The 23,768-nt window shown below is 42.5% G+C and carries 18 protein-coding genes, 3 tRNA genes and 1 riboswitch; of the genes, 4 read left to right on the forward strand and 17 right to left on the reverse strand.

Annotated features, from left to right (window positions below; genetic code table 11):
* Nucleotides 1-3: 3 nt before the first annotated feature.
* From QZ995_RS15185 to QZ995_RS15215, 7 genes are all read right to left on the reverse strand, one after another.
* Nucleotides 4-663, reverse strand: coding sequence for an HlyD family efflux transporter periplasmic adaptor subunit (locus tag QZ995_RS15185; RefSeq protein ID WP_301808453.1), 660 nt, complete (start codon nt 661-663; stop codon nt 4-6).
* Nucleotides 660-1,097, reverse strand: a complete 438-nt coding sequence (locus QZ995_RS15190) for a MarR family winged helix-turn-helix transcriptional regulator (protein WP_003334751.1) — start codon at nt 1,095-1,097, stop codon at nt 660-662. The genes QZ995_RS15185 and QZ995_RS15190 overlap by 4 nt, the downstream gene beginning before the upstream one ends.
* Before the next feature lie 187 nt (nt 1,098-1,284).
* Nucleotides 1,285-2,043: a hypothetical protein gene (locus tag QZ995_RS15195; RefSeq protein ID WP_301808459.1), complete on the reverse strand. Its 759-nt coding sequence runs from the start codon at nt 2,041-2,043 to the stop codon at nt 1,285-1,287.
* Between the two features lie 147 nt (nt 2,044-2,190).
* On the reverse strand, nt 2,191-3,651 hold the full coding sequence (locus tag QZ995_RS15200) for a DEAD/DEAH box helicase (RefSeq protein WP_301808462.1): 1,461 nt from the start codon (nt 3,649-3,651) through the stop codon (nt 2,191-2,193).
* Between the two features lie 152 nt (nt 3,652-3,803).
* Nucleotides 3,804-5,255, reverse strand: coding sequence for a dipeptidase PepV (pepV, locus tag QZ995_RS15205; RefSeq protein WP_301808465.1), 1,452 nt, complete (start codon nt 5,253-5,255; stop codon nt 3,804-3,806).
* On the reverse strand, nt 5,242-5,991 hold the full coding sequence (locus QZ995_RS15210; RefSeq protein ID WP_301808467.1) for a GTP pyrophosphokinase: 750 nt from the start codon (nt 5,989-5,991) through the stop codon (nt 5,242-5,244). The genes pepV and QZ995_RS15210 overlap by 14 nt, the downstream gene beginning before the upstream one ends.
* A 189-nt stretch (nt 5,992-6,180) precedes the next feature.
* On the reverse strand, nt 6,181-6,669 hold the full coding sequence (locus tag QZ995_RS15215) for an N-acetyltransferase (protein WP_301808470.1): 489 nt from the start codon (nt 6,667-6,669) through the stop codon (nt 6,181-6,183).
* A gap of 169 nt (nt 6,670-6,838) precedes the next feature.
* Here QZ995_RS15215 and QZ995_RS15220 point away from each other — a divergent pair, with 169 nt between their 5' ends.
* From QZ995_RS15220 to QZ995_RS15235, 4 genes are all read left to right on the forward strand, one after another.
* A complete protein-coding gene (locus QZ995_RS15220; protein ID WP_003334745.1) occupies nt 6,839-7,444 on the forward strand; it encodes a TetR/AcrR family transcriptional regulator in 606 nt (201 codons plus the stop codon).
* Between the two features lie 204 nt (nt 7,445-7,648).
* Nucleotides 7,649-7,750: riboswitch (purine riboswitch) on the forward strand.
* A gap of 158 nt (nt 7,751-7,908) precedes the next feature.
* Nucleotides 7,909-9,669, forward strand: a complete 1,761-nt coding sequence (gene ade, locus QZ995_RS15225) for an adenine deaminase (RefSeq protein WP_301808473.1) — start codon at nt 7,909-7,911, stop codon at nt 9,667-9,669.
* A 492-nt stretch (nt 9,670-10,161) separates the two neighbouring features.
* Nucleotides 10,162-12,654 (forward strand): DUF3656 domain-containing U32 family peptidase, encoded by a 2,493-nt coding sequence (locus QZ995_RS15230; protein WP_301808477.1) that lies wholly within the window; start codon nt 10,162-10,164, stop codon nt 12,652-12,654.
* A gap of 32 nt (nt 12,655-12,686) precedes the next feature.
* Nucleotides 12,687-12,917, forward strand: a complete 231-nt coding sequence (locus QZ995_RS15235) for a DUF1128 domain-containing protein (RefSeq protein WP_301808479.1) — start codon at nt 12,687-12,689, stop codon at nt 12,915-12,917.
* 85 nt (nt 12,918-13,002) lie between these two features.
* On the opposite strand, the gene QZ995_RS15240 is transcribed toward QZ995_RS15235, so the two are convergent.
* From QZ995_RS15240 to QZ995_RS15285, 10 genes are all read right to left on the reverse strand, one after another.
* On the reverse strand, nt 13,003-15,120 hold the full coding sequence (locus QZ995_RS15240; protein ID WP_301808481.1) for a S9 family peptidase: 2,118 nt from the start codon (nt 15,118-15,120) through the stop codon (nt 13,003-13,005).
* Nucleotides 15,121-15,236: 116 nt separating this feature from the next.
* A complete protein-coding gene (gene cimA, locus QZ995_RS15245) occupies nt 15,237-16,859 on the reverse strand; it encodes a citramalate synthase (protein ID WP_301808482.1) in 1,623 nt (540 codons plus the stop codon).
* Between the two features lie 234 nt (nt 16,860-17,093).
* A complete protein-coding gene (locus tag QZ995_RS15250; RefSeq protein WP_301808485.1) occupies nt 17,094-17,933 on the reverse strand; it encodes an alpha/beta hydrolase in 840 nt (279 codons plus the stop codon).
* Nucleotides 17,934-17,988: 55 nt separating this feature from the next.
* Nucleotides 17,989-19,188: a M20 metallopeptidase family protein gene (locus QZ995_RS15255; protein WP_301808486.1), complete on the reverse strand. Its 1,200-nt coding sequence runs from the start codon at nt 19,186-19,188 to the stop codon at nt 17,989-17,991.
* A 130-nt stretch (nt 19,189-19,318) separates the two neighbouring features.
* Nucleotides 19,319-19,522 carry a cold shock domain-containing protein gene (locus tag QZ995_RS15260; RefSeq protein WP_064017247.1) on the reverse strand — a complete coding sequence of 68 codons (204 nt, stop codon included), beginning with the start codon at nt 19,520-19,522 and terminating at the stop codon, nt 19,319-19,321.
* 168 nt (nt 19,523-19,690) lie between these two features.
* Entirely contained in the window at nt 19,691-21,673 is a 1,983-nt protein-coding gene (locus QZ995_RS15265) for a dynamin family protein (protein ID WP_301808490.1), read from the reverse strand.
* An 11-nt stretch (nt 21,674-21,684) separates the two neighbouring features.
* On the reverse strand, nt 21,685-23,346 hold the full coding sequence (locus tag QZ995_RS15270) for a dynamin family protein (protein WP_301808493.1): 1,662 nt from the start codon (nt 23,344-23,346) through the stop codon (nt 21,685-21,687).
* A gap of 162 nt (nt 23,347-23,508) precedes the next feature.
* Nucleotides 23,509-23,591: transfer RNA gene (locus tag QZ995_RS15275), tRNA-Leu, on the reverse strand.
* A 9-nt stretch (nt 23,592-23,600) separates the two neighbouring features.
* Nucleotides 23,601-23,677 (reverse strand) — tRNA-Pro (locus QZ995_RS15280).
* A gap of 9 nt (nt 23,678-23,686) precedes the next feature.
* Nucleotides 23,687-23,763, reverse strand: a tRNA-Arg gene (locus tag QZ995_RS15285).
* Nucleotides 23,764-23,768: the final 5 nt, after the last annotated feature.

Raw genomic sequence — 23,768 nt, forward strand, 5'->3', positions numbered from 1 at the left:
ACCTTAATTCCCTTTCAAATGAATTTTAATCACAGCACTCATACCTGGTAAAATGCGGCTGTTTTGTTTATCGTTAATAGAAATTTTAATTGGTATTCGCTGTGTTACTTTTGTGAAGTTGCCACTTGTGCTAGTTGCAGGCAACAAAGAAAACGTAGAGGCTGTGGCTGTTCCCAATTCAAAAACCTGCCCTCTAAACGTCTGACCTTTAAATGAATCTAAGGTGAATTCAACAGTTTGCCCCACATGAATCCGGCCTAAATCTGTTTCTTCAATGTTAGCTGACACGTAGAGCTTGTTCATATCAACAATTGTTGCAACGGACTGACCAGGAGCTACCACTTCTCCACTTTTAGCCGTTACTTTTAACACCGTACCAGTAATTGGAGCACGCAAAGTAGCATTATCTAACATGTTGCCAGCGATATTTGTTGTATCCTGTTGACCCACAATTTGATCAGCTATGACGCTTTGACCGTCTGACAAGTCTAGCGAAGTTATTTTGCCAGATATCCGCGGCATTACACGATACGTATCACCCGCAACACGAGCATCTTCCGTAGTTACGTAATGGGTACCTTGGTACCAATAGTAATAACCGATTCCTCCACCTGCTACAACCATAAGCAGTAGTATGGTGGATAGAATAAATTTCTTTTTCATGTTCTCTCCTCAATCCTCTTCTCAAATTGTCTAATGAGCAGTTGCAGGGCATCGACGATTTTGTCTATCTCTTCTTCCGATAGGTCTTTTATTAGTTCTGTAAAATATTCCTTTTGCATCACCGGGATGGAATTAGCCATCTCCTCGAATTTGTTAGTGATGTGAATCCAGACTACGCGCCGATCAGCAGTATCTCGCACACGTTCGATGTACCCCTCCCTCTCTAAGCGATCGACTATCCCGGAAACTGTACTGCAAGAGAGATAAAGGTCCTTACTTAATTGGCCAATCGTCATAGGTCCATCCTTAATCTTGCGCATCACACTAATCTGAGGCATCGTAATTCCCACCTCGCTAAGCTCCTGTGTAATCATCATCCCAATGATTTTATTAAGTTGTCTTACCCCATCACGTATGATCAGCCCTTTAGGCACCTCGTATCACCTCTTACATATATTCGCGATCGCTAATATTATTTCGCACTCGAAAATTTCGTACACGAAATAATATAGGGGAGAGAAAAATTTTATGCAAGGAATTTTTTAATAAAAATGCACTTGCCCCTTCTGTTAATAAAAAAAACCGAAAAATGGACCGTATGTTCATGGCCCACTCTTCGGGTTATAGCACTCTCTCTCTTGCTAGATATTTACGTGATTCTGAAATACCAGGGTGCTGTTTAACAATGATTAAAATATTTTCGATGAATAGATAATGCCCTTCCAGAAACTCCAAATCTCTTCGTTGGAACGAATCAACTTGTAAATACTGTTGCATCTCAAGCGTGTATTTTTCGAGCTTGTGTGCAAATTGATTGGCATTAAGCATCTGTTCTACTTCTGGAAATTCAGTTTTGAGCCTGCGTATCTCTTCATATAATTTCGTGGCTTCGCTGATTAGTTGATAGGCAGATCGTTCCAAAGCAGCTACCGAAGTTTGTTCTTCCTCACGCCGTGCTTGAAGCAAAGCAGACAGGTACGTAATAAAATGATAGATTGTTAAAAACAGAGGACCTAAAAAAAGAATGATCCCTGCTTTATATACATGCTGATTGGTTATATTGGTTACCAGTACAAACAAATGGTACAAAATAGCTCCCAACCACACATAGATAATCACTTGATGATTAACCCCACCAGCTTCACCTTGTTTGGAAAAAACAAAGGTTAAGCCCAGCAGATAAAAAGCAAGTAATGTAAAGCTGGCGCTAAACAATATCATTTCCATTTCTAACAGCCACGTTGCTTCAGCAGGTATGGTAACAAAGAATTCGACGGTTAAGACGATTAAACTAAAGATGAAGCCCATAATCCAAAATCGGCTCACATCTCGATCAGCTCGGCGGCGCATTCGATGTCTTTCTGATCGGGAGTTTTTCATGCTTTTCACCTCACTCTACACCCGATACATTTCGCCATATTTCGTCAAAATCCTTTTCTGTAACAGAAAGAAGCCCTAGTCCCGTTACATAAATAGGAAAAGAGCTTCTCCGTTGCGTTATTTTACTTTGTCCGAGCCAAAAGACGCTTATTTGCCAAAGCGTTTACCAGGTCTGCTTGGTGCTTGCCCCGGGCGACCAGCCGATGACTGTCCTCCTGAACGAGCTTTTGGTTTACCCTTATTTGCTTTCGCAGCTTTCTTTGCTTCTTCACGCTTTTGATTACGATCGTATTGTGTTTTCCACTCTTCCATTTCTTGCTTCAGCTTGCGCTTATAACCAGGCTTTACCTTTTTATTTTTCACAAGAGCCTTTTTAAGCGGAGCTTCTTTTTCTGCTTTTGCAATTTGCTGCTGTTTCTTCTTCTCGGTTTTGAGCTCGGCATAATGCTGCTCACGCTCTGCTGCACGTGCTTTGCGCCCTGCATCCAAGTGGCGAGTATGCGTAAGTAATTTTTCTTCGATATCCGCCTTTGTTGCAGAACCAAAACGAGCCATGACGCTTTTTTGGCGCGGCGTTACAAAAGAAATAGAAGTTCCAAGCTGATTAGCGCGTCCTGTACGTCCAACACGGTGAATATAGCTTTCTACATCGCTTGGAATATCGTAGTTAAATACATGAGTAACCCCTTCGACATCAAGTCCGCGAGCCGCAATATCGGTAGCTACAAGGAACTGGAATTTCATATTCCGAAAATCCTTCATCAGGGTTTCGCGTTTCTTTTGAGACAAATCACCGTATAACGCCTTGGCATCATAGCCAGCCTCTTGTAAACGTGTGGTTAAGATCTTTACGCGCTGTTGTGTGTTAGCAAAAATAATACCTAGGAACGGCTTAGTGACCTCAATGAGATCAAGAAGCGCATCGATTTTATCTGTTTGATTGATTACATAGTATTCTTGTGTGATATTAGCAACTGTTTTTTGCTTTGATTCAATTTTAATATGCGGCGGTTGCTTCATAAAACGTTGTCCCAGCTTCTTTACCATATCTGGCATAGTCGCAGAGAATAGCAATACCTGTCGGCTGCTTGGCGTGGAAACAATAATCTTTTCCACATCCTCTAAAAAGCCCATCTCTAGCATCTTGTCAGCCTCATCCAATACCAATGTATGAATGCGGCCAAAATGCAGTGTTTCACGACGCATATGATCAAGCACGCGACCTGGAGTTCCCACTACGATATGAACAGTCCCTTTTAGCTTATTCATTTGACGCTCAATATCTGTACCGCCATGCAAGGATAAAACACTCACATTCAGGTGTTTTCCCAGCTTCTCAATTTCACTAGCAATCTGAATAGAAAGCTCGCGGGTTGGAGTAAGGATCAATGTCTGAATATCTTTTTTTCCTTCCTGTAGCTTTTGGAGGATCGGCAATACAAACGCTGCTGTTTTCCCAGTACCAGTTTGAGCTTGTCCGATGACATCCTTACCTTCCAAAATCAATGGAATCGCTTCTTCTTGAATAGCTGTCGGCTCTTTATAAAACAGGTCGGAAATCCCCTGCATAATCTCCGGTCGCAAACCAAATCGTTCGAACTTAGCCATCTTTTCACTTCCTTCTTAACGAAAACCGTACTGTTTGATCCAGTTTGTTACCAATCTCTTTGGATCTACCAGCCTATTCGCTCATGTTTGTCCTAGAAGACACTTTCTCTATAGTAATATAAGTATTTCCTAAAAGACAAGAAAGATATGGCTTAGTCTTTGGCTAATTCAAAAATTGCCTGTGCGTATATGGCTGTCGCCTTCAATAAATCTTCCACTAACAGGTATTCATCTCGTTGATGAGCTGTATCTTGTCTTCCAGGAAATAGCGGCCCAAAAGCAACGCCGACATCTAGAGCACGCCCGTATGTTCCCCCACCAATCGCTAACAATTCAGCCTTTTCACCGGTCTGCTCCGTATAGACGCGCTGTAAAGTTGTTACTAAAGGATGAGCCGGATCTACACGATGCGGCTTTTTATGAGTAATAATTTCCAGCACATAACCATGCTGAGCTGCAGCTTGTTCAAGTCTTGGCTTCCATTGTTCAAACAAAATAGAATGAGGATAGCGAATGTTCAGATCAAAGCGAATGTCCTCATCAGCTATATAGTGAAAAATTCCAGGATTCACCGTAAGTGCTCCCATCTCCCGGTCTTCTGCTTTAATCCCAAACGCCTCGCCATCATGCTGCTGGAACAAATAACTGGCTATAAAATCAACGAATGCACGTCCCCGTACGTCCAAATCACATTTTTGCAAAAAGTGAGCCAGATAAGCTCCTGCATTTACCCCTTTCGCTGGGTCCATTCCATGAACAGAAACTCCCTGTAAACCAAATGCTATTCCTTTCTCTGTTTGTGTAAAATGACCTCGACACTGCTCATTTTCCAAATAAAGTTGGTATGCTTCTGTCCATGCCGCGGCTTGTTCAGGCGAGCAGGCTAGCTCCGCTTCCGCTGTCTCCGGCACCATGTTCATACGCATGCCAGCATGGAAGGAAAGAAGCTTCGCAGTTCCTTCCTGACTACTATTCGTATGAGCCAGATTCGTCAATTGTGCAAAGCTTTCATTTGTTTGGCGTAAAACTAGATGAGTTAATCCTTTTTCAGCATAAATGAGTGGGAAGTCAGCATCAGGAGTAAAACCCATCGTTGGCATTTCCTCAGATTCAAAATAACGTTTTACACAATCCCAGCCCGACTCTTCATCCGCACCAAAAATCAGTCGAATCCGTTTTTGAAGAGGCAGCTCAAGCTCCTTAATTATTTTGGCAGCAAAAATAGCCGCCATAGCAGGGCCTTTATCATCCAAAGCTCCACGTGCGATTATTTTTCCCTCAATGATCTCTGCTGCAAACGGAGGAACAGTCCAGCCGTCCCCTGGAGGCACTACGTCTACGTGGCTTAAAACGCCAATGCACTCGTCACCCTGTCCAAATTCAGCATGACCAGCATATCCATCGATATTTTTGATAGTCATACCTGCATCCTCACATGTTTGCAAAGCGAATTGCAGCGCTGCCTGAACTCCCTTGCCAAATGGAGCTCCTTCCCCGGCCGTATCTGGATCCAGCACGCTATCGATCTGCAAAAAACGCTGTGTCGTAGCAAGTAATTCGTCTTTTCGTTTTTTTACTTCCTGCTGCCAATTAATTGTGCTCATTTTCTTCCTCCTTGTCCTCTTGTAGTGGGATTGGCTTCTCATCAAAATAGACCGATTCAGTGTCCACGTCTAAATCAAGTTCCACAATGCTTAATAATGGGTCAATCGGGGATTCCTTTTTCCTGGTAAATTCAATCTGGGCCTCCTTAACCTCATCACGAATTTTATTCATTTCGTTATCTAACGTATAGGAAGCTTTGGCTGATTCAACAAGACGCAGCTTGATATCCTCAGGAATAATTCCTTCGTATTTATACTGTAAGGAATGCTCAATCGTGGCCCAAAAATTCATGCCCAGCGTTCGAATCTGTATTTCAACAGGTATGGTTTTTTGTCCGTCTATGGTCATGATCGGATACTCCACTGCTAGATGATAGCCACGGTATCCGGTCTCTTTAGGCTGTGTCACATAATCCTTTTCCAGAAAAATCCTCATATCCTTGCGCTCGCGCAGCATATCTACGACAAACGATATATCATCAATAAACTGGCAAATAATTCTCAATCCAGCAATGTCTCGAATTTCCCATGCAATATTATCATTGATAGGAAAATGCAGGCGAGTCGCTTTGTTATAAATGCTATTAATTGATTTGACTCGACCCGTAACAAATTCAATCGGCGAGTGAACTTTCCGTTTTTTAAATTCATTACGAATATTTTTTAATTTAACCTTTAGTTCCTCTACAGCTTGCTCATAAGGCATTAGATACAAGTCCCAATCCATTTTTTGCACGTTTTTCCCTCCGACTTGGATTCCTTGTCCTTATATTTATTCAACAGGTAATAAGGAATATCCTGCTTTTGAAAGCCCTTACACCGTTATGTAAACACATTAAATTACTCACGTAAATCCTAAGCGTCAAAAAGCGAGAAAAAGCTGCCAACATTAGGTCTGGCACATTCTTCCCGCTCTGCTCCTCATTTATTCATATTCAGCTGGCTCTAATATGCGTACCATAGCAATTTCATCACACATCGGTAATTTGGAGCAATTGATGCAATCCTTCCATACCTTTTGGGGCAAGGCCTCTTTTTGAACAATCTGAAAGCCGCATTTGTGAAAAAACTCAACCTGATACGTAAGGGACAGGACCCGCCGAATTCCCAATTTTCTCGCTTCTTCCACCAAAGCCAGAACAAGCTTCTTCCCAATCCCCATTCCCTGCGCCCGTTCAGCCATTGCAAGCGAGCGAATCTCCGCTAAATCCTCCCATAAAATATGCAAACCACCCATGCCCATTACGCCTTGCCCATCATGTACGATGATATAAGACTGCAGATGCTCACAAATGGACAGCTTCGTACGGGGGAGCATTAAGCCTTTTCCGGCAAAATGATTAATAATTTCCAACATTTGATCCACATCGTTTATAGTTGCCTGGCGAATTACCAGTGTACCTGTCATACTCATGGTTTTATTCCTCCACTCGTAACGTATAAAAATACATAATTAATAATAAATATACATTCTAACTGCATCAATCGTAAAGTGTTTTTTATTTAAATAATTGCACAATTTTCTTGACGATTTCCTAGTGACTCAGCAAGATTATGATATACTTCTACCAGGAGGTGTTAGCTTGATTACTCGCAGAGAACGCAAGAAGCGTGAAACAAAGGAACGTATTTTTAATGCCGCTATTAAATTATTTAAAGAATATGGTTTTGAAGCGACCACAATTGATATGATCTCCGAGGAAGCGGATGTGGCGCGAGGGACCATTTTTTTACATTTCACCTCAAAAGAAGCGATTCTTGCCAATTGGGGCTATGAACGCTTGCAGGAAATTGAAGATAGGCGCGAAGAATGGGATTTTGGAGATAGTTGTAAACAGCGCGTCCTACGCATTTATAAAATCCTAAACGAAGTAAATATACAGAACTATGATTTTCTGAAGGTATTGATTGAATCCTCTATGAAGCATCGTAAGGTTTTGGAATCAGAAAAGAAAAATATGTACTTTGAGCTAAGAGAATTATTTGCTGATTTGATTGAAGATGCCCAAGAAAAAGGGAGACTGAAAAGTAAAATTAATCCATTAATTGCGGCCAATATGCTGGAAAACATCTATTACAATGCCTTATATGATTGGGTACGTAGCGATGGTGGCTGGCCTTTGGAAGAGATCATGGAAGAAAAGGTCTCGATTGTCTTTGAAGGACTTGATGTATCTACGCAATCATAAAAATAGCGATTTCTAGTGAACCGGTTACCCGAAGCCTTTTGGTAGCCGGTTTGTTTATGTTATACATTTCTGTACCAAATAGCTGTCCCCCCTTCCAATAGCTCCCTTGCTTAGCTGAACTATAATTATATTGACTTATCTTTCTTGTGCTACTACAATACAAAACAATATCTATATTAAAAATGCTCTCAATAAATGCCTTTACCACAATAAACATGATAGCCACGTATAATCATAGGAATATGGCCTATAAGTCTCTACCGGGTTACCGTAAATAGCCTGACTACGCGGATGATACAATAAGACTGCGAATAATCCAGCGGTTTATTTTGTTATACCTATAACAAATTCCCTGCATTCTTCACGTCTTATCACGTGCTTCTGTGTTCATAGAGCCCCAGGTTTGATTCCCCTGGGGTTTTTCTCGTTATGGATAAACTTTAATTACTAGAGGAGCGATTCAAATGAACATTCAACCTTCTGCCTTACAAAAACGTATCCAAGCAGCCTCCAAACACAAGAAAGCTGATTTGGTTATTAAAAATGGCAAAATCATAAATGTCTTCACTGGAGAAATTGTCGAGGCAGATGTAGCCATTACAGATGGTATGATCATTGGAATCGGAGCCTATGAAGGTAAGGATGTCTGGGATGCTAAAGGGAAATATATCGCTCCAGGCTTCATAGACGGACATGTTCACATTGAATCATCGATGGTCACACCTGCTCAATTTGCAGAAATTGTCCTCCCTCATGGAGTAACTACTGTCGTCTGCGATCCTCATGAGATTGCCAATGTATCAGGTGCCGCTGGTATTCAATACATGCTGGATTCATCAGAAGGGCTTGACCTTGATGTATATGTGATGCTTCCTTCATGTGTACCTGCTACCTCCTTTGAACACTCAGGTGCGAAGCTGTATGCCAAGGATCTTGCTCCCTTTTATCATCATCCCCGTGTGCTTGGCCTAGCTGAGGTCATGGACTATCCTGCTGTCATGAGCGGTAATGAAGATATGGTTCAAAAAATCGCTGATGCCAGACAACGCGGCAAAAAACTGGACGGACATCTCGCTGGACTTTCCAAGGATGCAATTAACGTATACATGACAGCGGGAATCCGCACAGATCATGAAGCTGTATCCTTGCAAGATGCCAGGGAGCGTCTTCAATTAGGGATGTACCTGCTCATCCGCGAAGGATCGGCTGCCAAAGATTTGAAGAATCTTATTTCCATAGTAAATGAACGCACAGCAGCACGTTGTCTGTTCTGTACTGACGATAAGCATTTAGATGATCTATTTAAAGAAGGCAGCATAGATTACAGCATACGTCTCGCTATCCAATACGGTGTTGATCCAATTACGGCAATTCGCATGGCTACACTTACCGCTGCTGAATGCTACGGTCTTGCAGAAAAAGGCGCCGTTGCTCCCGGCTATATAGCCGATCTAGTTATCATGGACAACCTTGAACAAGTTCGTATCACCGATGTTTGGAAAAATGGTAAGCAGGTTGCTAAAAACGGTCGCTACGAAGGAAATATCACTTCTCCTGCAAATGTACCACCTACGATCACTAACAGCGTACGTATCAAACCAGTCACAAAACGCGAGCTTCAACTACCTATTACTAGAGAGAAAGCCCATATAATTGGTGTCATTCCTAATAGCATTGTAACCGAGCATCTGATTGAAAACGTAGACATCTCCAACGGATTTTTCCAGCCATCCATCGACCGTGATTTGGCTAAAATGGCAGTAGTGGAGCGCCATCACCAAACGGGTCATATCGGAGTAGGAATTGTAAAGGGCTTTGGTTTACGCTCAGGTGCTATGGCTACTACGATTGCGCATGATTCCCATAATATTATTACTGTCGGAACCAACGACGAGGACATGCTGATTGCAATTCAAACACTAGAAGAGATGCAGGGTGGGCTTGTCATTGTTGAAAACGGCAAGGTACTAGCTTCCCTTTCTCTAGAAATTGCTGGTCTAATGACAAGACGTCCAGCAGAACGTGTGATGGCAGAACTCCACCAGTTAGACCAAGCGCTACTTCGTATTGGGGCATCTCAGGAATTCTCTCAATTCTTGACGCTTTCCTTTCTAGCTCTCCCCGTCATCCCTGCATTGAAGCTGACTGACATGGGACTTTTTGATGTGAAGCAATTTTTACACATGAACGTATCTGTCGATGAACGTGAATTAGTGATGAAGTAATAAATAAGCGGGCTAAATAGATAAGGAACAATAGGTGTTTACGAACCGCCGTTGTTCCTTTTTTACTATCTACCACCAATATACTAAGTTTACCACAAATTACAAACAAAAAAGTGAATAAAATGTAAATTTATGTTATATTTTGCCGAATGTTTGAGTAGAGATCATAGTCACAAACAGTAATAAAGACCAATTTCTTCTTCTGCACATCTTTTTCTTGCGACTCAACCTATCTTCTCCTATGATGGAGGGTAGAGATTTTTTCTAGATTACTAGATTTGTGCCTGTCTAAGCCTTATGAGAATATGGGCAAAATAAATCTGATTTCTATTGAAGAAACGATAATATCGCAGACTTAAAGACATTTGCCTTACGATCAAAAAGCAAATGTCTGTTTTTTACTACATGCTTTGTTTTGCTATTATCAATTGCTCTTTAGTATTTTTTCATCTATTAAAAGGAGCGTCATATTTGTTTGGAGGGTTACCATTCGTGAAGAATCAAATCAGACGGGAAGATATTGAATTGCTAGCACCGGCAGGTAATTGGGATTGTCTAAAAGCCGCTGTTGCCAACGGAGCAAACGCCATCTTTTTTGGTGTAGAGAAGTTTAATGCTCGCGCTCGTGCCGAAAACTTTCAAATGAAAGAATTGCCTGAGATTATGGCTTACCTGCATATGTACGGGGTGAAGGGCTTTCTTACCTTTAACATTCTTGTCTTTGAAAATGAATTAGAGGATGCAAAAGAGTTAATTGACGCCTGTATCGAAGCTGGTGTAGACGCTGTTATTGTACAGGATTTGGGTTTGGTCAAGCTAATCCGTGAAATCAGCCCCGACTTCCCTATTCATGGTTCTACCCAAATGACCATCACCTCTCCAGAAGCGGTCGAGTTTACTAAACCGTATAACATGGAACGAGTCGTATTGGGTCGTGAAAACTCATTAAAAGAAATCAGGAAAATCGGTGAAAAGGCAAAATTACCGATGGAAGTATTCGTCCACGGAGCTCTCTGTGTTTCCTATTCTGGGCAATGCCTTACCTCAGAAATGTGGGGCGGTCGCTCTGCCAACCGCGGTGAATGCGCACAGGCCTGTCGTCTGCCCTATGATTTAATGGTAGATGGAATCCAAAAGGAGATGGGTAACATCGCTTATTTACTCTCTCCAAAGGATTTGGCTGCGATTGATATCATGCCAGAATTAATTGAGGCAGGAGTCACTTCCTTTAAAATTGAAGGACGTTTAAAAACACCAGAATACGTAGCCAACGTGGTTAGCAAGTATCGGGCAGCTATTGATAGATATTTTGCTGGAGACAACGCTAAGCCAAGCAAGGAAGAAATTCGCGAGCTACAACAAAGCTTTTCACGCGGATTTACTCATGGTTTTCTTGAGGGAACAAATAACCGCCTCTTATTAGACGGCAGCTTCCCGAAAAGCCGAGGTGTCTACCTTGGCACTGTAAAAAAGGTGTTAAAGCACGCACTCTTAGTAGAAGTGACTTCTCCATTAAAACGTGGAGATGGTATTGTATTTGATGCAGGTGATCCGACTCAGAAAGAAGAAGGCGGTCGTGTCTACGATATTTTAGTGCATGGTGACAAAGTAGAAGGTCAGGTTCAGGAAGGTTTATATGAAATTGTCATGGGTCGTAACGATGTAAAGCTAGGCCGTATCCATGCAGGTGATCGAGTGTGGAAAACGAATGATCCTGAATTAAACAAGCGGCTGCGTAAAACCTTTGAAACCGAAAAGCCTTATACAACCTTCCCAGTAGCCCTGCACGTTTCTGGACGCGTGGGAGAACCTCTACAAACCGTGTGGATCGATGAGCAGGCTAATCATGCGGTAACGATTGCTTCTGCAATGCCTTTAGAGCAAGCGATGAAGCGACCAATGACCCATGCCTCCTTATATGATCAATTTAGCAGACTTGGAGGAACCTTGTTCCATCTGCCAGAGGATCGTCTATCTTTAGACTTGGAGGGTGAGGTTATCATTCCTGTCAGTGAGTTGAATCGGATGCGTCGTGAAGCAAGCGAGCAACTGCTTTATCTTCGCCGTAAACCGCCTGTTTATCAAAAAAATCAAGTAGACGCGTATGCTAGTGCGGCAAAAAATAAACCAGTGGAAAATCCCCTTCTAACTGTGCTTTGTCGTTCATTGGAACAGATAGAAGCGGCTGCAAAAACCGACGTTGACTTTATTTATGCAGACTTCGAATTTGTAAAGCAATATCCGCAAGCAGTTAAACTAGCACATCAGTACGGAAAAAAAATTGGACTTGCTACTATGCGTATTCATATGCCGGATGAAAATGGCGTACTGGCTCTCATTGCGAAAAGCAAGCCGGATGCTATCTTAATCCGTAACACAGGGGCATTGTACTACTATCTCTCACGCCGTGATGAAATAAAGATTCCGTTAATCGGTGACTTCTCGTTAAATATTGCTAATCATAAAGCTGTTGAATTATTCATGGGCTATGGTCTTGAACGCGTCACACCATCCTACGACTTAAATATTCAACAGATGGTCGACATGCTTGAACATACAGATGCCTCTCCGTTAGAATTAGTTATTCATCAGCATTTGCCAATGTTCCATACCGAGCATTGCATCTATTGTACATTCATGAGTGAAGGGACAGATCACACGAATTGTGGGACTCCTTGTGAAACATCACGCGCTTCCTTGCGAGATCGCGTAGGCTTCTCTCACCCGGTCCGTGTAGATACTGGATGCCGTAATACGGTTTATAATGCGATTGACCAGTCTGGAGCCGAATATTTGCCAGAATTTAAGCGATTAGGAGTAGGGGCATACCGCATAGAATTTTTAGAGGAAGAACCTTCTCGCGTACAAGAAGTGATTCATTTATATCGCAAAGCTCTACGCGGAGAGATTTCCGGCACAAAGGTTTGGAAGACGTTAAAAGCAACCAATCAGCTTGGTGTAACACGCGGACAACTAACCAAATAGACAAAACAGTTGAAAACAAAGGAGAGTAGATCATGGCCAATTTGCAAGAAGCAACGTTAGAAAACCTGACTGTTATTATCGAGGGAATTAAAAGCAAGCTAAACATGGCAAATACCCAAGTAATGCGCCCAGAGGATTTTAAAATGGATAGCTATGAGGACCTGTTATATCTATATAACATGGTGCAAAAGAAATCCAGCTTCAGCGTGAACGAAATGACCGCGATTGTTGAAGAGTTAGGCAGCATGCGTAAAACAGATTAGATGCAGGAAAACTAGTGCCGAAACGGCATGAGACACCAAAAGGACCACTCCTCCTAGGGATGTGGTCCTTTTCTGTTATAAGCATTTAGACATATTCGTCAAACCATCCGGCAATCGCTTGCAGCCGGATAATCCTATGCCCGGGGTCACCGCTTCGCGACAATTCATGTGTTGCATCTGGAAAACGCATAAGACGTACAGAAGCTTTTTTATGCTGTTTAATAGCAGTAAAAAATTGTTCCGCCTGTTCAATTGGGCATCGATAATCCCGTTCACCATGTAAAATGAGCAAGGGTGTTTCAACGTTTTGAGCGTAGCGTAAAGGAGAATGCTGCCAGAGCCTATCTGGATCCGTAACCAGATCACCATGAATTTCCCATTTCGCAAAATAATAGCCTATGTCACTTACTCCAGCAAAGCTGATCCAGTTCGAAATAGAGCGCTGAGTCACCGCCGCTTTGAACCGTTTATTCTGCGTAACAATCCAATTCGTCATAAATCCACCGTAGCTCCCGCCAGTTACCCCCATCCGCTGCTCATCCAGATAATCGTAACGGGTTAATACATAAGTAACCGCATCCATCAGGTCTTGATAATCTTTTCCTCCATAATCGCCACGAACTGCGTTGACAAACTTTTGACCGTATCCATGGCTCCCGCGTGGATTCGTGTACAAAATAGCATAGCCCTTAGCTGCTAAAAAGTGTAGCTCGTGAAAAAATGTATAGCCGTACATTGTATGTGGTCCGCCATGAACTTGCAGGATCAGTGGGCAGGTTTTTCCTGTTTGATAAAAAGACGGCTTTAGTAGCCACCCCTGTATCTCCCATCCGTCTTCGGTTTGGTAGGTAATCATCTCAGGACTGGATAGCTCTACTTCTTTTAACCACTGATTACTTGTTGTTAGCCGTTTGCTCTTTCCTTTTTTTATATCAATATAAAACAAATCCCCAGGAGTCAATGGATCGCTTATTGCCACGACAGCCTTACCGCTCATAGGATGGAGCGTCCATCCATATACATGGTGCTCTCCGCTTACAATAGGAATGTTCTCTCCCGTGGCTGCAATATAATGAAGACCCACACTACCTTGATTTGAAACAGTGATATAGTTGCCCTGACCATCTGCACTCCAGACAGCACCTGGATTAACATGTCCGCTGCGCATATCACCAACCATTGCATCTGAAAAGTGTACATCCCACTTTTCAGTCAAACAGCATCGATTCCCTGTATCTAACTGAAAATGCCACACATGCATTAATTTTTCCTGTTCAAATATCCGCTCGTAGCCTACACACGCTATTGTTTTGCCGTCTGGTGACCAGGTCGGATACATGAAGGTTCCCGTTGAACCAGACAAATTACTCCAAGAGCCGTCTTCTACTGAATGCAGCCATAAATCAACGGTTGGATAAAATCGTTCACTTTTGCGCTCTGTCACACAACATGCAATCTGCTTGCCATCTGGTGACCAGGCGGCCATCGAATGATCCTGCTCCTCCTTCGTGATTTGATGCAATTGACCGCTGATTCGGTCGCAAACTACAAGTTGACTGTACTTTCCGTCCCAAAAACCAGCGTCATCTGATTTATAACGAATATAATCCACCTGTAAAACTGGCTTCCCTTGTAACACAGGTGACGGCCTGAATATGCTTTCCTTCTGTTCAGGCTTGCTATTGCTTCCTTTGTCTTTATCCGATGATAAGACTCGTATATTTGTTGTTTTAGCATGAGAAGAGCTGCATGGTGAACCCTCAAGAGCTGTAGTTTCCTTTTCCTGAGTTTCATGTAGCGTTTCATTTGGAGATAATCTTACTTGAACTAGCAGTTTTTCACTATTTGGTGACCAAACTGGCTTTCCTGCACCATGTTTGTTAGTCGTTAGTTGGCGAGCTTCTCCTCCCTTAACAGAAAGGAGCCAAACCTGTGTATCTCCAGAACGGTCTGACTCAAATGCAAGCCAATTGCCATCTGGTGACCATCGGGGATGAGAATTCCGGTGGTTGCCATACGTCCACTGCTGTTCCCAAGAGTCTGCCAGAGATCGGATAAACAAGTTAGAAATATACTTTCCGTTAGAATCAATTGTTCTTTTTAAGTATACTATCTTATTCCCATCAGGAGATATTTGCGGGTCCTCCAACCATTCAAAACGTAACAAATCTTCCGCAGTCATCTTTCGTTTTTTGGTCACCATATTCATTCCCCCTCATGCCCATAATGTAGCTGCACACCACACATTTACTTTCAAGTATGTTGCTAAAAAAATACACGACTTACGTAAAAGCAATAGGTCGTGTCTTGGATGTATTTTTAATGATTAACAATGCCTACCCGTATCTCTTCCTGCTCAAGATCCAGAGCTTCTGCCCCTTGTTTCCACAATAAATACCGAATGCTATCTGTAAGTGCCTCCCAGCTAGCCTCAATCACGTTGGTTGATACTCCCACCGTGCTCCAGCTCTCCCCCTGATGAGCGGATTCAATTAGCACACGCACTTTAGCCGATGTCGCTTCACTCTCATCTAGTACACGTACCTTATAATCCTTTACATGCATGTGACTAAGAATTGGGAAGTGCTGTTCTAATGCCTTTCGCAATGCATTGTCCAGCGCATTGACCGGCCCGTTTCCCTCTGCTACCGTATGTACGGTTTGACCGCTGATATTACACTTAACCATCGCTTCAGAGACAATGGATTTATCCGGCTTTTTTTCCATAAATACTTTAAAGGATTCTAACTGAAATAGATCAGATTCTTCCCCCGATTCCTGTAAGAGCATCAGGGTAAGAGAAGCTTCTGCACCCTCGTATTGGTAACCAGCATACTCTTTTTCCTTCAGACGCTGCACCACTTCTTTTGACACTGATTTTTCTCCATGAAAACGTAATTGCAATTCTTCTGCCTTTGCTACTAAATTACTCTGTCCTGATAGCTCTGAAACAAGAATTCGTCTGCGATTCCCGATAACTTCCGGCTCAATATGCTCATAAGTAGCTGGGTTTTTCATAACGGCACTCACATGAATGCCGCCTTTGTGAGCAAAAGCACTATTACCTACAAACGGTTGATTGACAGCCAACGTAATGTTAGCTATTTCGGCAACATAGCGAGAAAGACTCGTTAGCTGCTTTAAACGATCTTCGGATACGCAATGACAGCCTAATTTCACCTGTAGATTAGGAATAGCAGAAACTAAGTTTACATTTCCACAACGTTCACCGATCCCGTTTATCGTTCCTTGAACCTGCTCAGCACCCGCTTGAACCGCTGCAATCACATTGGCCACAGCCAACTCACAATCGTTGTGAGGATGAATGCCAATCGGTCTACTACAGGCTTCCTTTATCCGAATAACAATTTCCTTCATTTCGTGAGGAAGCGTACCGCCATTTGTATCACATAAAACGATCCAGTCTGCACCAGCTGTTTCTGCTGTTTGTAATACATCCAATGCATATAGAGGATTCGCTTTGTATCCATCAAAAAAATGCTCTGCTAAAAACATGACCTCAAGCCCGTTTTCATGTAGATATTTTACAGAATCATAAATCATACGTCGATTTTCGGCTAACGTAATTTTTAGTGCGTCAGATACATGCAAATCCCAAGCTTTTCCGAAAATCGAGGCTGCTGACACACCACTTTCCAGAATTGCGCGTAAATTATTATCCTGAGAAGCCTGAAGATTAGGTCGGCAGGTGCTACCAAATGCTGTAAGTTTCGAATGCTCCAGCCCTATCTCCTTCATCCTTCTGAAAAAGGCCATATCCTTAGGATTGCTTCCCGGCCAACCGCCTTCAATATAATCGACTCCAAACTGATCCAGACGTACAGCGATTTTAACCTTATCCTCCACAGATAGACTGATGCCCTCTCCCTGGGTACCGTCCCGTAAGGTTGTATCGTACAGATAGATTTTTTTCCCCTTCATTCTGATCCCTCTCCATCCTCTATCTTTTTATTTTGATTTTTTAGAAAAATCAATCTCCAATCCAAGCCCTCTATTTTGCCTATCAGTATATCATAAGCAAAAGAGCGAAAAAAAGGCATTTATCGGAAAAACAATCGACATTTGAATGAATCGAGCAAGATTTTTAAAAATGAAAGGGAATGGCAGGGGAAATCGAAAATAATACATGTAACGCTGACTTCCCCCACTACTTGATTACAGTTGAGTATTTTGTAGGACAAATTGGGCAGTAACTTCAATCGCTTCTTCCAATTCCGCACTCGTTCCCGTAAACGGATGTCTTGTATTCATTACATGGTCCGCTTCATGAATCCAGTGCAAAATGGCTTTCGGATAGGCTTCTTTCAATCGTTTAGCGCCTTGTACCAGGCGGCCAGAATCCTTCTTACCTTGTACAATCAAGAGAGATTTATCCAGCTGGGACACTTTTTTAACCAAATCATAAGCCTCTACATTCTGATCGACATCCTCAATCACTTCAGGCGTGATTGGCATTTTTTGTCCAGTTCGTCCGTTGATCATATAAGCTATGCCGTTCTCTTTTACTTCTTGACGTACACTTTCATCAAATAAATTGACGTTGGCTATGCCGTTCCAGGTAATAATTCCCTTGATATCTGGATGATCCGCTCCAAATAAAATAGAATCACCGCCGCCCTTGCTATGCCCCATTACAAAAATTTGCTCAGTATCAAAATGCTCTGCCAAAGGTAGCTCACGGTCTAGTATCGCCCTCATGATTACATGCAGATCAGCGAGCTCACGTGCATACGTATTGATTCCGAATTTTTCCAGCTCATCGAATTCAGTCAAGCTCGCCCCAACTCCATTTGCTGAAAAATTAAAGCGGATGACTGTCATTTTTTTTGCGGCTAAGGTATCTGCTACATAAGGAAAGCTTCCCCAATCCTTAAAGCCTTTAAATCCGTGGCAAAAAATCAGGACAGGCTGTTTTTCTCCCGGACCCGCCGTAGTATGCACATCTCCGCGTATCACAAAAGAGTCTTCAAGAGGCAACACAAAAGCTTGTTGCATAATAAATTCCCCCCACTATTTTGTTATCTGCCAATATTCATTCGTCCTCCCCCAATTATCCCTGATGATCATGTAAAAAAGCTAATGCTGCCCGTCCCAATACTTCAGCCGCAACTAGCATGGCTCTCTCATCAATATCAAAACGCGGATGATGGTGAGGATAACAAGCGCCGATCTCTTCATTTCTTGCTCCAATAAAAACGAAAGCTCCTGGAGCCTTTTGTAAATAGTATGAAAAATCTTCTCCGCCCATGGTCGGTTTTAAAGAAATAAGCCCCTCTTCCCCAACCACTGATATAGCCGCTTGACGTACCAATTCTGCTTCCGCTGCTGTGTTGATAACGGCAGGATAACCTCTGTCATAATCTAAAACAGCGGTTCCTCCCATCATAGTAGCTGTACCTTCCACGATTTCTTTTAATCGCCGTTCACTCAAATCACGGATTTCTGGCAAGAACGTACGTAGGGTTCCTGTCATTTTGCAAGAATCAGCGATCACATTAAAGTTATCTCCAGCGTTGAAGGTTCCAATCGTCACAACAACGCTCTCCAATGGGTCCACATTGCGGCTAGCAATCGTTTGAATGTTATTGACAATCTGTGAGCCGATTACTATCGAATCCACTGTTTGATGCGGAATGGCACCATGCCCACCCCTGCCCTGAATTTTGATAGTAAAATCATCAGCATTGGCCATTACCGGACCTGGTGCAATCCCTACACTACCATATGGAAAATCAGCCCAGAGATGCGCTCCAAATACTGCATCTACTCCGTCCATAGCTCCATCTTGCACCATATAGGTTGCTCCACCCGGGTTCTCTTCCTCAGCAAATTGAAACAAGAATACGATAGTACCAGGGATCTCTTCACGATGCTGCGCTAAAACATGAGCAAGTCCTAATAGGCCTGCCGTATGACCATCATGCCCACATGCATGCATGACACCTGGAATCTTGGATTTATATTCGACATCTTTTTGATCCTGAATGGGCAATGCATCAAAATCTGCGCGAATCGCAACCGTTTTCCCTGGCTTTCCTCCAATCAGAGTTCCCACGACACCGCGGCCGCCCACTTTTTCACGTACTTGGTCTAGGCCAATTTCTCGTAAGATGCGGGCAATCATTGCAGGTGTGTTCTCTTCCTTAAATGACAGCTCAGGGTATTGATGTAAGTGACGGCGCCAATTCACCATTTGAGTAAAGCATTCCTTCAAATATGCACCTAAAGGCATTCCAACTTGACCGGTCATAGCAATTACTCCTCTTTTGTCTCTTTTTTCTGATGATACCAAACCAACGGGCAATACGAAAGTCTTATCAAAAAGTAAAACGACCACTTAAGCCCCGAAAGGCAAAAGTAGCCGTGTTTTATGTGTAGCATTATGGATTCATTTTTTCAACGTTGGCTGCTTGTGGACCACGCTGCCCCTCCACAATATCAAATGTTACTTGTTCACCCTGCTCCAGATTACGGAACCCTGTACCATTAATGCCGGTATAGTGAACGAAGATATCCGTACCGTCTTCCCTTTCAATAAATCCATACCCTTTTTCCTTGTTAAACCATTTTACTTTTCCTTGCATACAAAAATGCCTCCCTTACCATCAATCAGTAAAGCAACAAATGCTTTCTTGGCATGTTATGCAGGCATCTTCCCAAATGCTTGCGGGAAAGTAAGAAAATTTCACCTCGTCTTTATAAGAAGCGGTACTCTTTAGCTTGTTCTTATAAGCCTTTATATGAAGAAGGAGCTAACTTGCAGACTCTGTTGAAATGCTAAGAAGCTCTGCCTGTACAGCTTGAAGCATGGCTATATCAATATTACTATCCAGCGCTGCCAGCAAACCGTTCACGTATTCGTCCACTTGCTCTTCCACTTTGGCCTGTTCCTTTTGCCACATATCCTCTACAGCTTTTGTAAACACACCCTCTAAAATCTGGTTTCCCCAAGCAAGCTGCTGATCTATTGGTTCCTGCAATAATTTTTCTATGATGTCACGCATTTTGGTTTTGCCTTCCCCTTCAAAGAAATCACGCGGGTTTTTAAAAGCTTGTAAGGCAGGTTGAAAATATTGAGTGGATACTTCTTTCAGTTGTTCAGGTAATGCTGGTGTTTCAATCTGCTGTTGGGTATACGGGGCAAGTAACAAACCGTGAAAGGTTTCCTTCACATCTTGTTGCCAAGCCTCCACGCGTTTATTTCCTTCCTTATGCAATGCCTTTTCTAATCGCAGAGAAGTAGCTCGCATCTCTTGTGCTAAATCATACCCAATCGAACGCAGCAAGTCGTCCATGCATGCTTGAGCCGTTTTCTTCAGATTTCGACCATCATCTTTTAAGACAGAGGGATTAAATGCTTGACTAAACAACTCCGACAGCCGTAAAAATAGTCGTTGCTTCACATAATATAAAAGTTCAACGCGCTCCTGTTCCATATAACGAGAGACTGAGCTTATTTGAGCTGCCTGCACGCGCTGGATTACAATCGCTCTTTCCTCTTCAAGGTGTGCACGTCTCTCTTCTCTGACTGTCTCTCCTTGTTGCGACAAGTCTAGAAACTCTGCTAAGATCGTGCGAGCGCGGTTAATCTCACCCTCCGCTGCGGCTACAGCCATATGAGCTAGACCGTCTATTGTAAAGTGTAAGAAATCCTGTTCAAATTTATCCAAACCTGATAATTTTAATCCTTCTTGAAAATCAGGCAGTGGTTCACTATCGTTAACGCCGATACGCTGTCGATAAATTTTCTCAGAAGAGGAGGTGAGCTTCCCGTTTTTATGCAGGTGTGCAAGCAATGCTGTCTGGCTCGATACCGGATAAATTCGCGGATGTCGAATGCCACAGGATAACAGATTTTTCTCCACATGCGCAAGAACGTCTTGTAAGTCATCATCATTTTGTGCTAAATCAGCCGCGTTGACAATAAAGAACATTTTATCTAACTCAAACGTATCCTTTACGCGACCCATCTGCAGTAAAAATTCTCGATCAGCTTGGGCAAACGCATGATTATAATAAGTCACGAATAAAATGACATCTGCATTTTTTAAATATTCAAAGGCCACACCTGTGTGTCTGGCATTGATAGAATCAGCTCCTGGTGTATCTACTAATACCATTCCCTGCTCCGTCAACGGACACGTGTAATACAGCTCAATATAATCGGCAAAACATGCTTTTTCCTCTTTAGCAACAAATTTTTTAAACTCTTTTTCATCTACCAAAAGCTCCTGCCCGAGATGCTTTTCAATCTCTGGCAGCCCTTTTATTACTGCCTTTAAAAAGGTGTAATGAGGCTTGGCATTTGGCGCGATGTCTGATATGTCAATGGAAGACACCGCCTCACATCCACTAGTCAAGTCATGTGCCTGCTTACCAAACACCTCTAACGAGCGCAGAACATCCTGTTCGATCGATTCATGTGATTTTAGTACAACACGTACAGTTCCATGTGGATATTCATCGGTTGGCGGCATTATTTTATTAATGGCTGCCGTAGTAGGGTTGGGAGAGACAGGCAGTACCATATCTCCCATTAATGCATTTGCGAAGGATGATTTTCCCGCACTAAATGCACCGAATAAAGCAACTGTAAATCGATTTTCCTCCATACGCTGAGCACGCTCTGTCATTGCTTGTGCCTGTTGCTTTAACCCAGTAATCTGATTGATTAACTCGCTTGCGTGACGTAACTTTCCTGCACTTGTACGTAACATCTGTTTTACTTGGTTCATAATGGTCTCCTTTATATGTCTCCTCTTAACAACGATGTTAGTTTTTGTTTTATGTTCGTTTCCTGATCGAGATAAGTCTTCTGTTGCTTAAACGCTCGTTCTAATTTTCTTAATTCATCCAAACGTTCTTTTACCTTGGTTTCCTCAGCGATCGCTTGTTCAGCCAGTTTTGAATTTAATTGTTCTATGAATGAAAGGCCTTGTTTTCGATACTTTGCTTTAATGCTATCAGAAATATCCTGACAGAAATTCATGACATACTCACTAGTTCCTGCTCCTTCTTTCACTAAAGAAGCAAGCCATTCGGAGGTAAGCTCGATCTGATTAGCGTGAACAGCTTTATTGTAAGCCTCATCACGAACGTTATAACGATCGGCAAAGGCTAACAGCAGTTGTTTATAGTGAAAGTCGAGATTACCGGCTACTTTTTCTGTTACGTCATTTAGCAATGTTTGTAGCCTTGCTTGTCGCTCCTCTTCCGTCTTTTTCGCTGCAAACAAGAACCCTACCTTAAAGCCTGGCTTGCGGGTTTCTACATAAGCTTCAGCGGCCTGATTTGTACTATAGTAGGTTAAGCGAGCGTTTTGTAATAAGCTTGTAAGGTCCTTTTCCATTTCATCATAGGCTTGCTGTTTATTTTGCTGTAAGCAAGACCATTCTTTTTCAGTCAAAGCTAGTAATTGCATCAGGCTCTCTTCATTTGTTACATCGTATCCTTTTTCCTGTAGAGCTGATAAGCCTTTGTCTATTTGCTCCATTCCTTCTTCAAGCTGGGTCTGGTTAGCACGGCGTAAAAAGCGAATATGCTCCTCAATCAAGGCAAGAGACGCATGTAGGATACTGTCTACCAGCAATTCTGTACGGTGATGATATAAGCTAATTAATTTTTCTCGGAATTCCTCATATTGATTTTCCGGATGCTCTGGTTCAGCTAGAGTGGTATAGAAGATCCCGTTTGGTTTGATATTCCAAGTGGCAAAGGCCTCTTCTACACTCTCCTTGTAATCATCAAAATCCAATTCAAAATCAACGTGCTTATCAATCATATTAATGACAAGATAGACAGGCTTCTTACGATCTGTAAGCATTTTGGTAAAATTAAAGTTTTCTTCTGCCTGCACATGGTTGTAATCCATCATATATATCACTGCATCTGCCAAGTGCAGAGCAGACTCTGTAGCTACTTTATGTGCGGCATCGGTGGAATCTATTCCCGGTGTATCCAATAAGCTTGATTTCTCATCAAGAAACAGTCCTGGATAGCATATTTCTACCCATTCTACTTGATCACCATCTACAGCAAATTTTTTTAATTCCTCCAAGTTCGTTTGTGGATCGAAATGAAGGACTCCGCTATGACGCGTATATACATTGGCAGCGGGCAGTCCACCACGAATTTTTACTACATTTGCACTTGTTGGAATTGGATTCGAAGGTAATAGCTCCTGTCCAAGTATGGTGTTAATCATTGTAGACTTTCCTGCAGAGAAGTGTCCACAAAAAGCAATGCTCATCTCTTCAGCATTTCCTTTTGCCACAAGCTGTTCTATTTTAAGCGCTTGCGACTCATCACCATTTTGGCGCATGAGCAGTGCCACATGACCTAACTGCTCCACTCGTTGTTGCAGTGCTTTCTTATTTTCTTGTTTCATCTCTTCTGTATATCCAATCACGTATAATCACTCCATCTTAATGACTCTACCATGACCGAATGTACCATACTACTACCTCAGGTTCAATCTATATGTGCGAATATTTTTATAAGTATACAGTTGGCATAAAAGGAAAAAACCCCGAGACAGATGATAACATCGTCTCGAGGCTTTGATTATGTATGGTGCCGGTAGAGGGACTTGAACCCCCACGGTTTCCCTCACGATTTTGAGTCGCGCGCGTCTGCCAATTCCGCCATACCGGCATATTTAAATGGTCGGGAAGACAGGATTCGAACCTGCGACACCTTGGTCCCAAACCAAGTACTCTACCAAGCTGAGCTACTTCCCGTTATAATGATGGCGTGCCCTGAGAGATTCGAACTCCCGACCTTTTGATTCGTAGTCAAACGCTCTATCCAGCTGAGCTAAGGGCACAAAAA

This window comes from Brevibacillus laterosporus (assembly GCF_030489605.1).
GTDB lineage: Bacteria > Bacillota > Bacilli > Brevibacillales > Brevibacillaceae > Brevibacillus_B > Brevibacillus_B laterosporus_E.

Coding starts and splice junctions, on each gene's coding strand:
- QZ995_RS15185 (WP_301808453.1), bottom strand. CDS start 663: ATGAAAAAGAAATTTATTCTATCCACCATACTACTGCTTATGGTTGTA.
- QZ995_RS15195 (WP_301808459.1), bottom strand. CDS start 2,043: ATGAAAAACTCCCGATCAGAAAGACATCGAATGCGCCGCCGAGCTGAT.
- QZ995_RS15200 (WP_301808462.1), bottom strand. CDS start 3,651: ATGGCTAAGTTCGAACGATTTGGTTTGCGACCGGAGATTATGCAGGGG.
- pepV (WP_301808465.1), bottom strand. CDS start 5,255: ATGAGCACAATTAATTGGCAGCAGGAAGTAAAAAAACGAAAAGACGAA.
- QZ995_RS15215 (WP_301808470.1), bottom strand. CDS start 6,669: ATGAGTATGACAGGTACACTGGTAATTCGCCAGGCAACTATAAACGAT.
- ade (WP_301808473.1), top strand. CDS start 7,909: ATGAACATTCAACCTTCTGCCTTACAAAAACGTATCCAAGCAGCCTCC.
- QZ995_RS15235 (WP_301808479.1), top strand. CDS start 12,687: ATGGCCAATTTGCAAGAAGCAACGTTAGAAAACCTGACTGTTATTATC.
- QZ995_RS15240 (WP_301808481.1), bottom strand. CDS start 15,120: ATGGTGACCAAAAAACGAAAGATGACTGCGGAAGATTTGTTACGTTTT.
- cimA (WP_301808482.1), bottom strand. CDS start 16,859: ATGAAGGGGAAAAAAATCTATCTGTACGATACAACCTTACGGGACGGT.
- QZ995_RS15250 (WP_301808485.1), bottom strand. CDS start 17,933: ATGCAACAAGCTTTTGTGTTGCCTCTTGAAGACTCTTTTGTGATACGC.
- QZ995_RS15255 (WP_301808486.1), bottom strand. CDS start 19,188: ATGACCGGTCAAGTTGGAATGCCTTTAGGTGCATATTTGAAGGAATGC.
- QZ995_RS15260 (WP_064017247.1), bottom strand. CDS start 19,522: ATGCAAGGAAAAGTAAAATGGTTTAACAAGGAAAAAGGGTATGGATTT.
- QZ995_RS15265 (WP_301808490.1), bottom strand. CDS start 21,673: ATGAACCAAGTAAAACAGATGTTACGTACAAGTGCAGGAAAGTTACGT.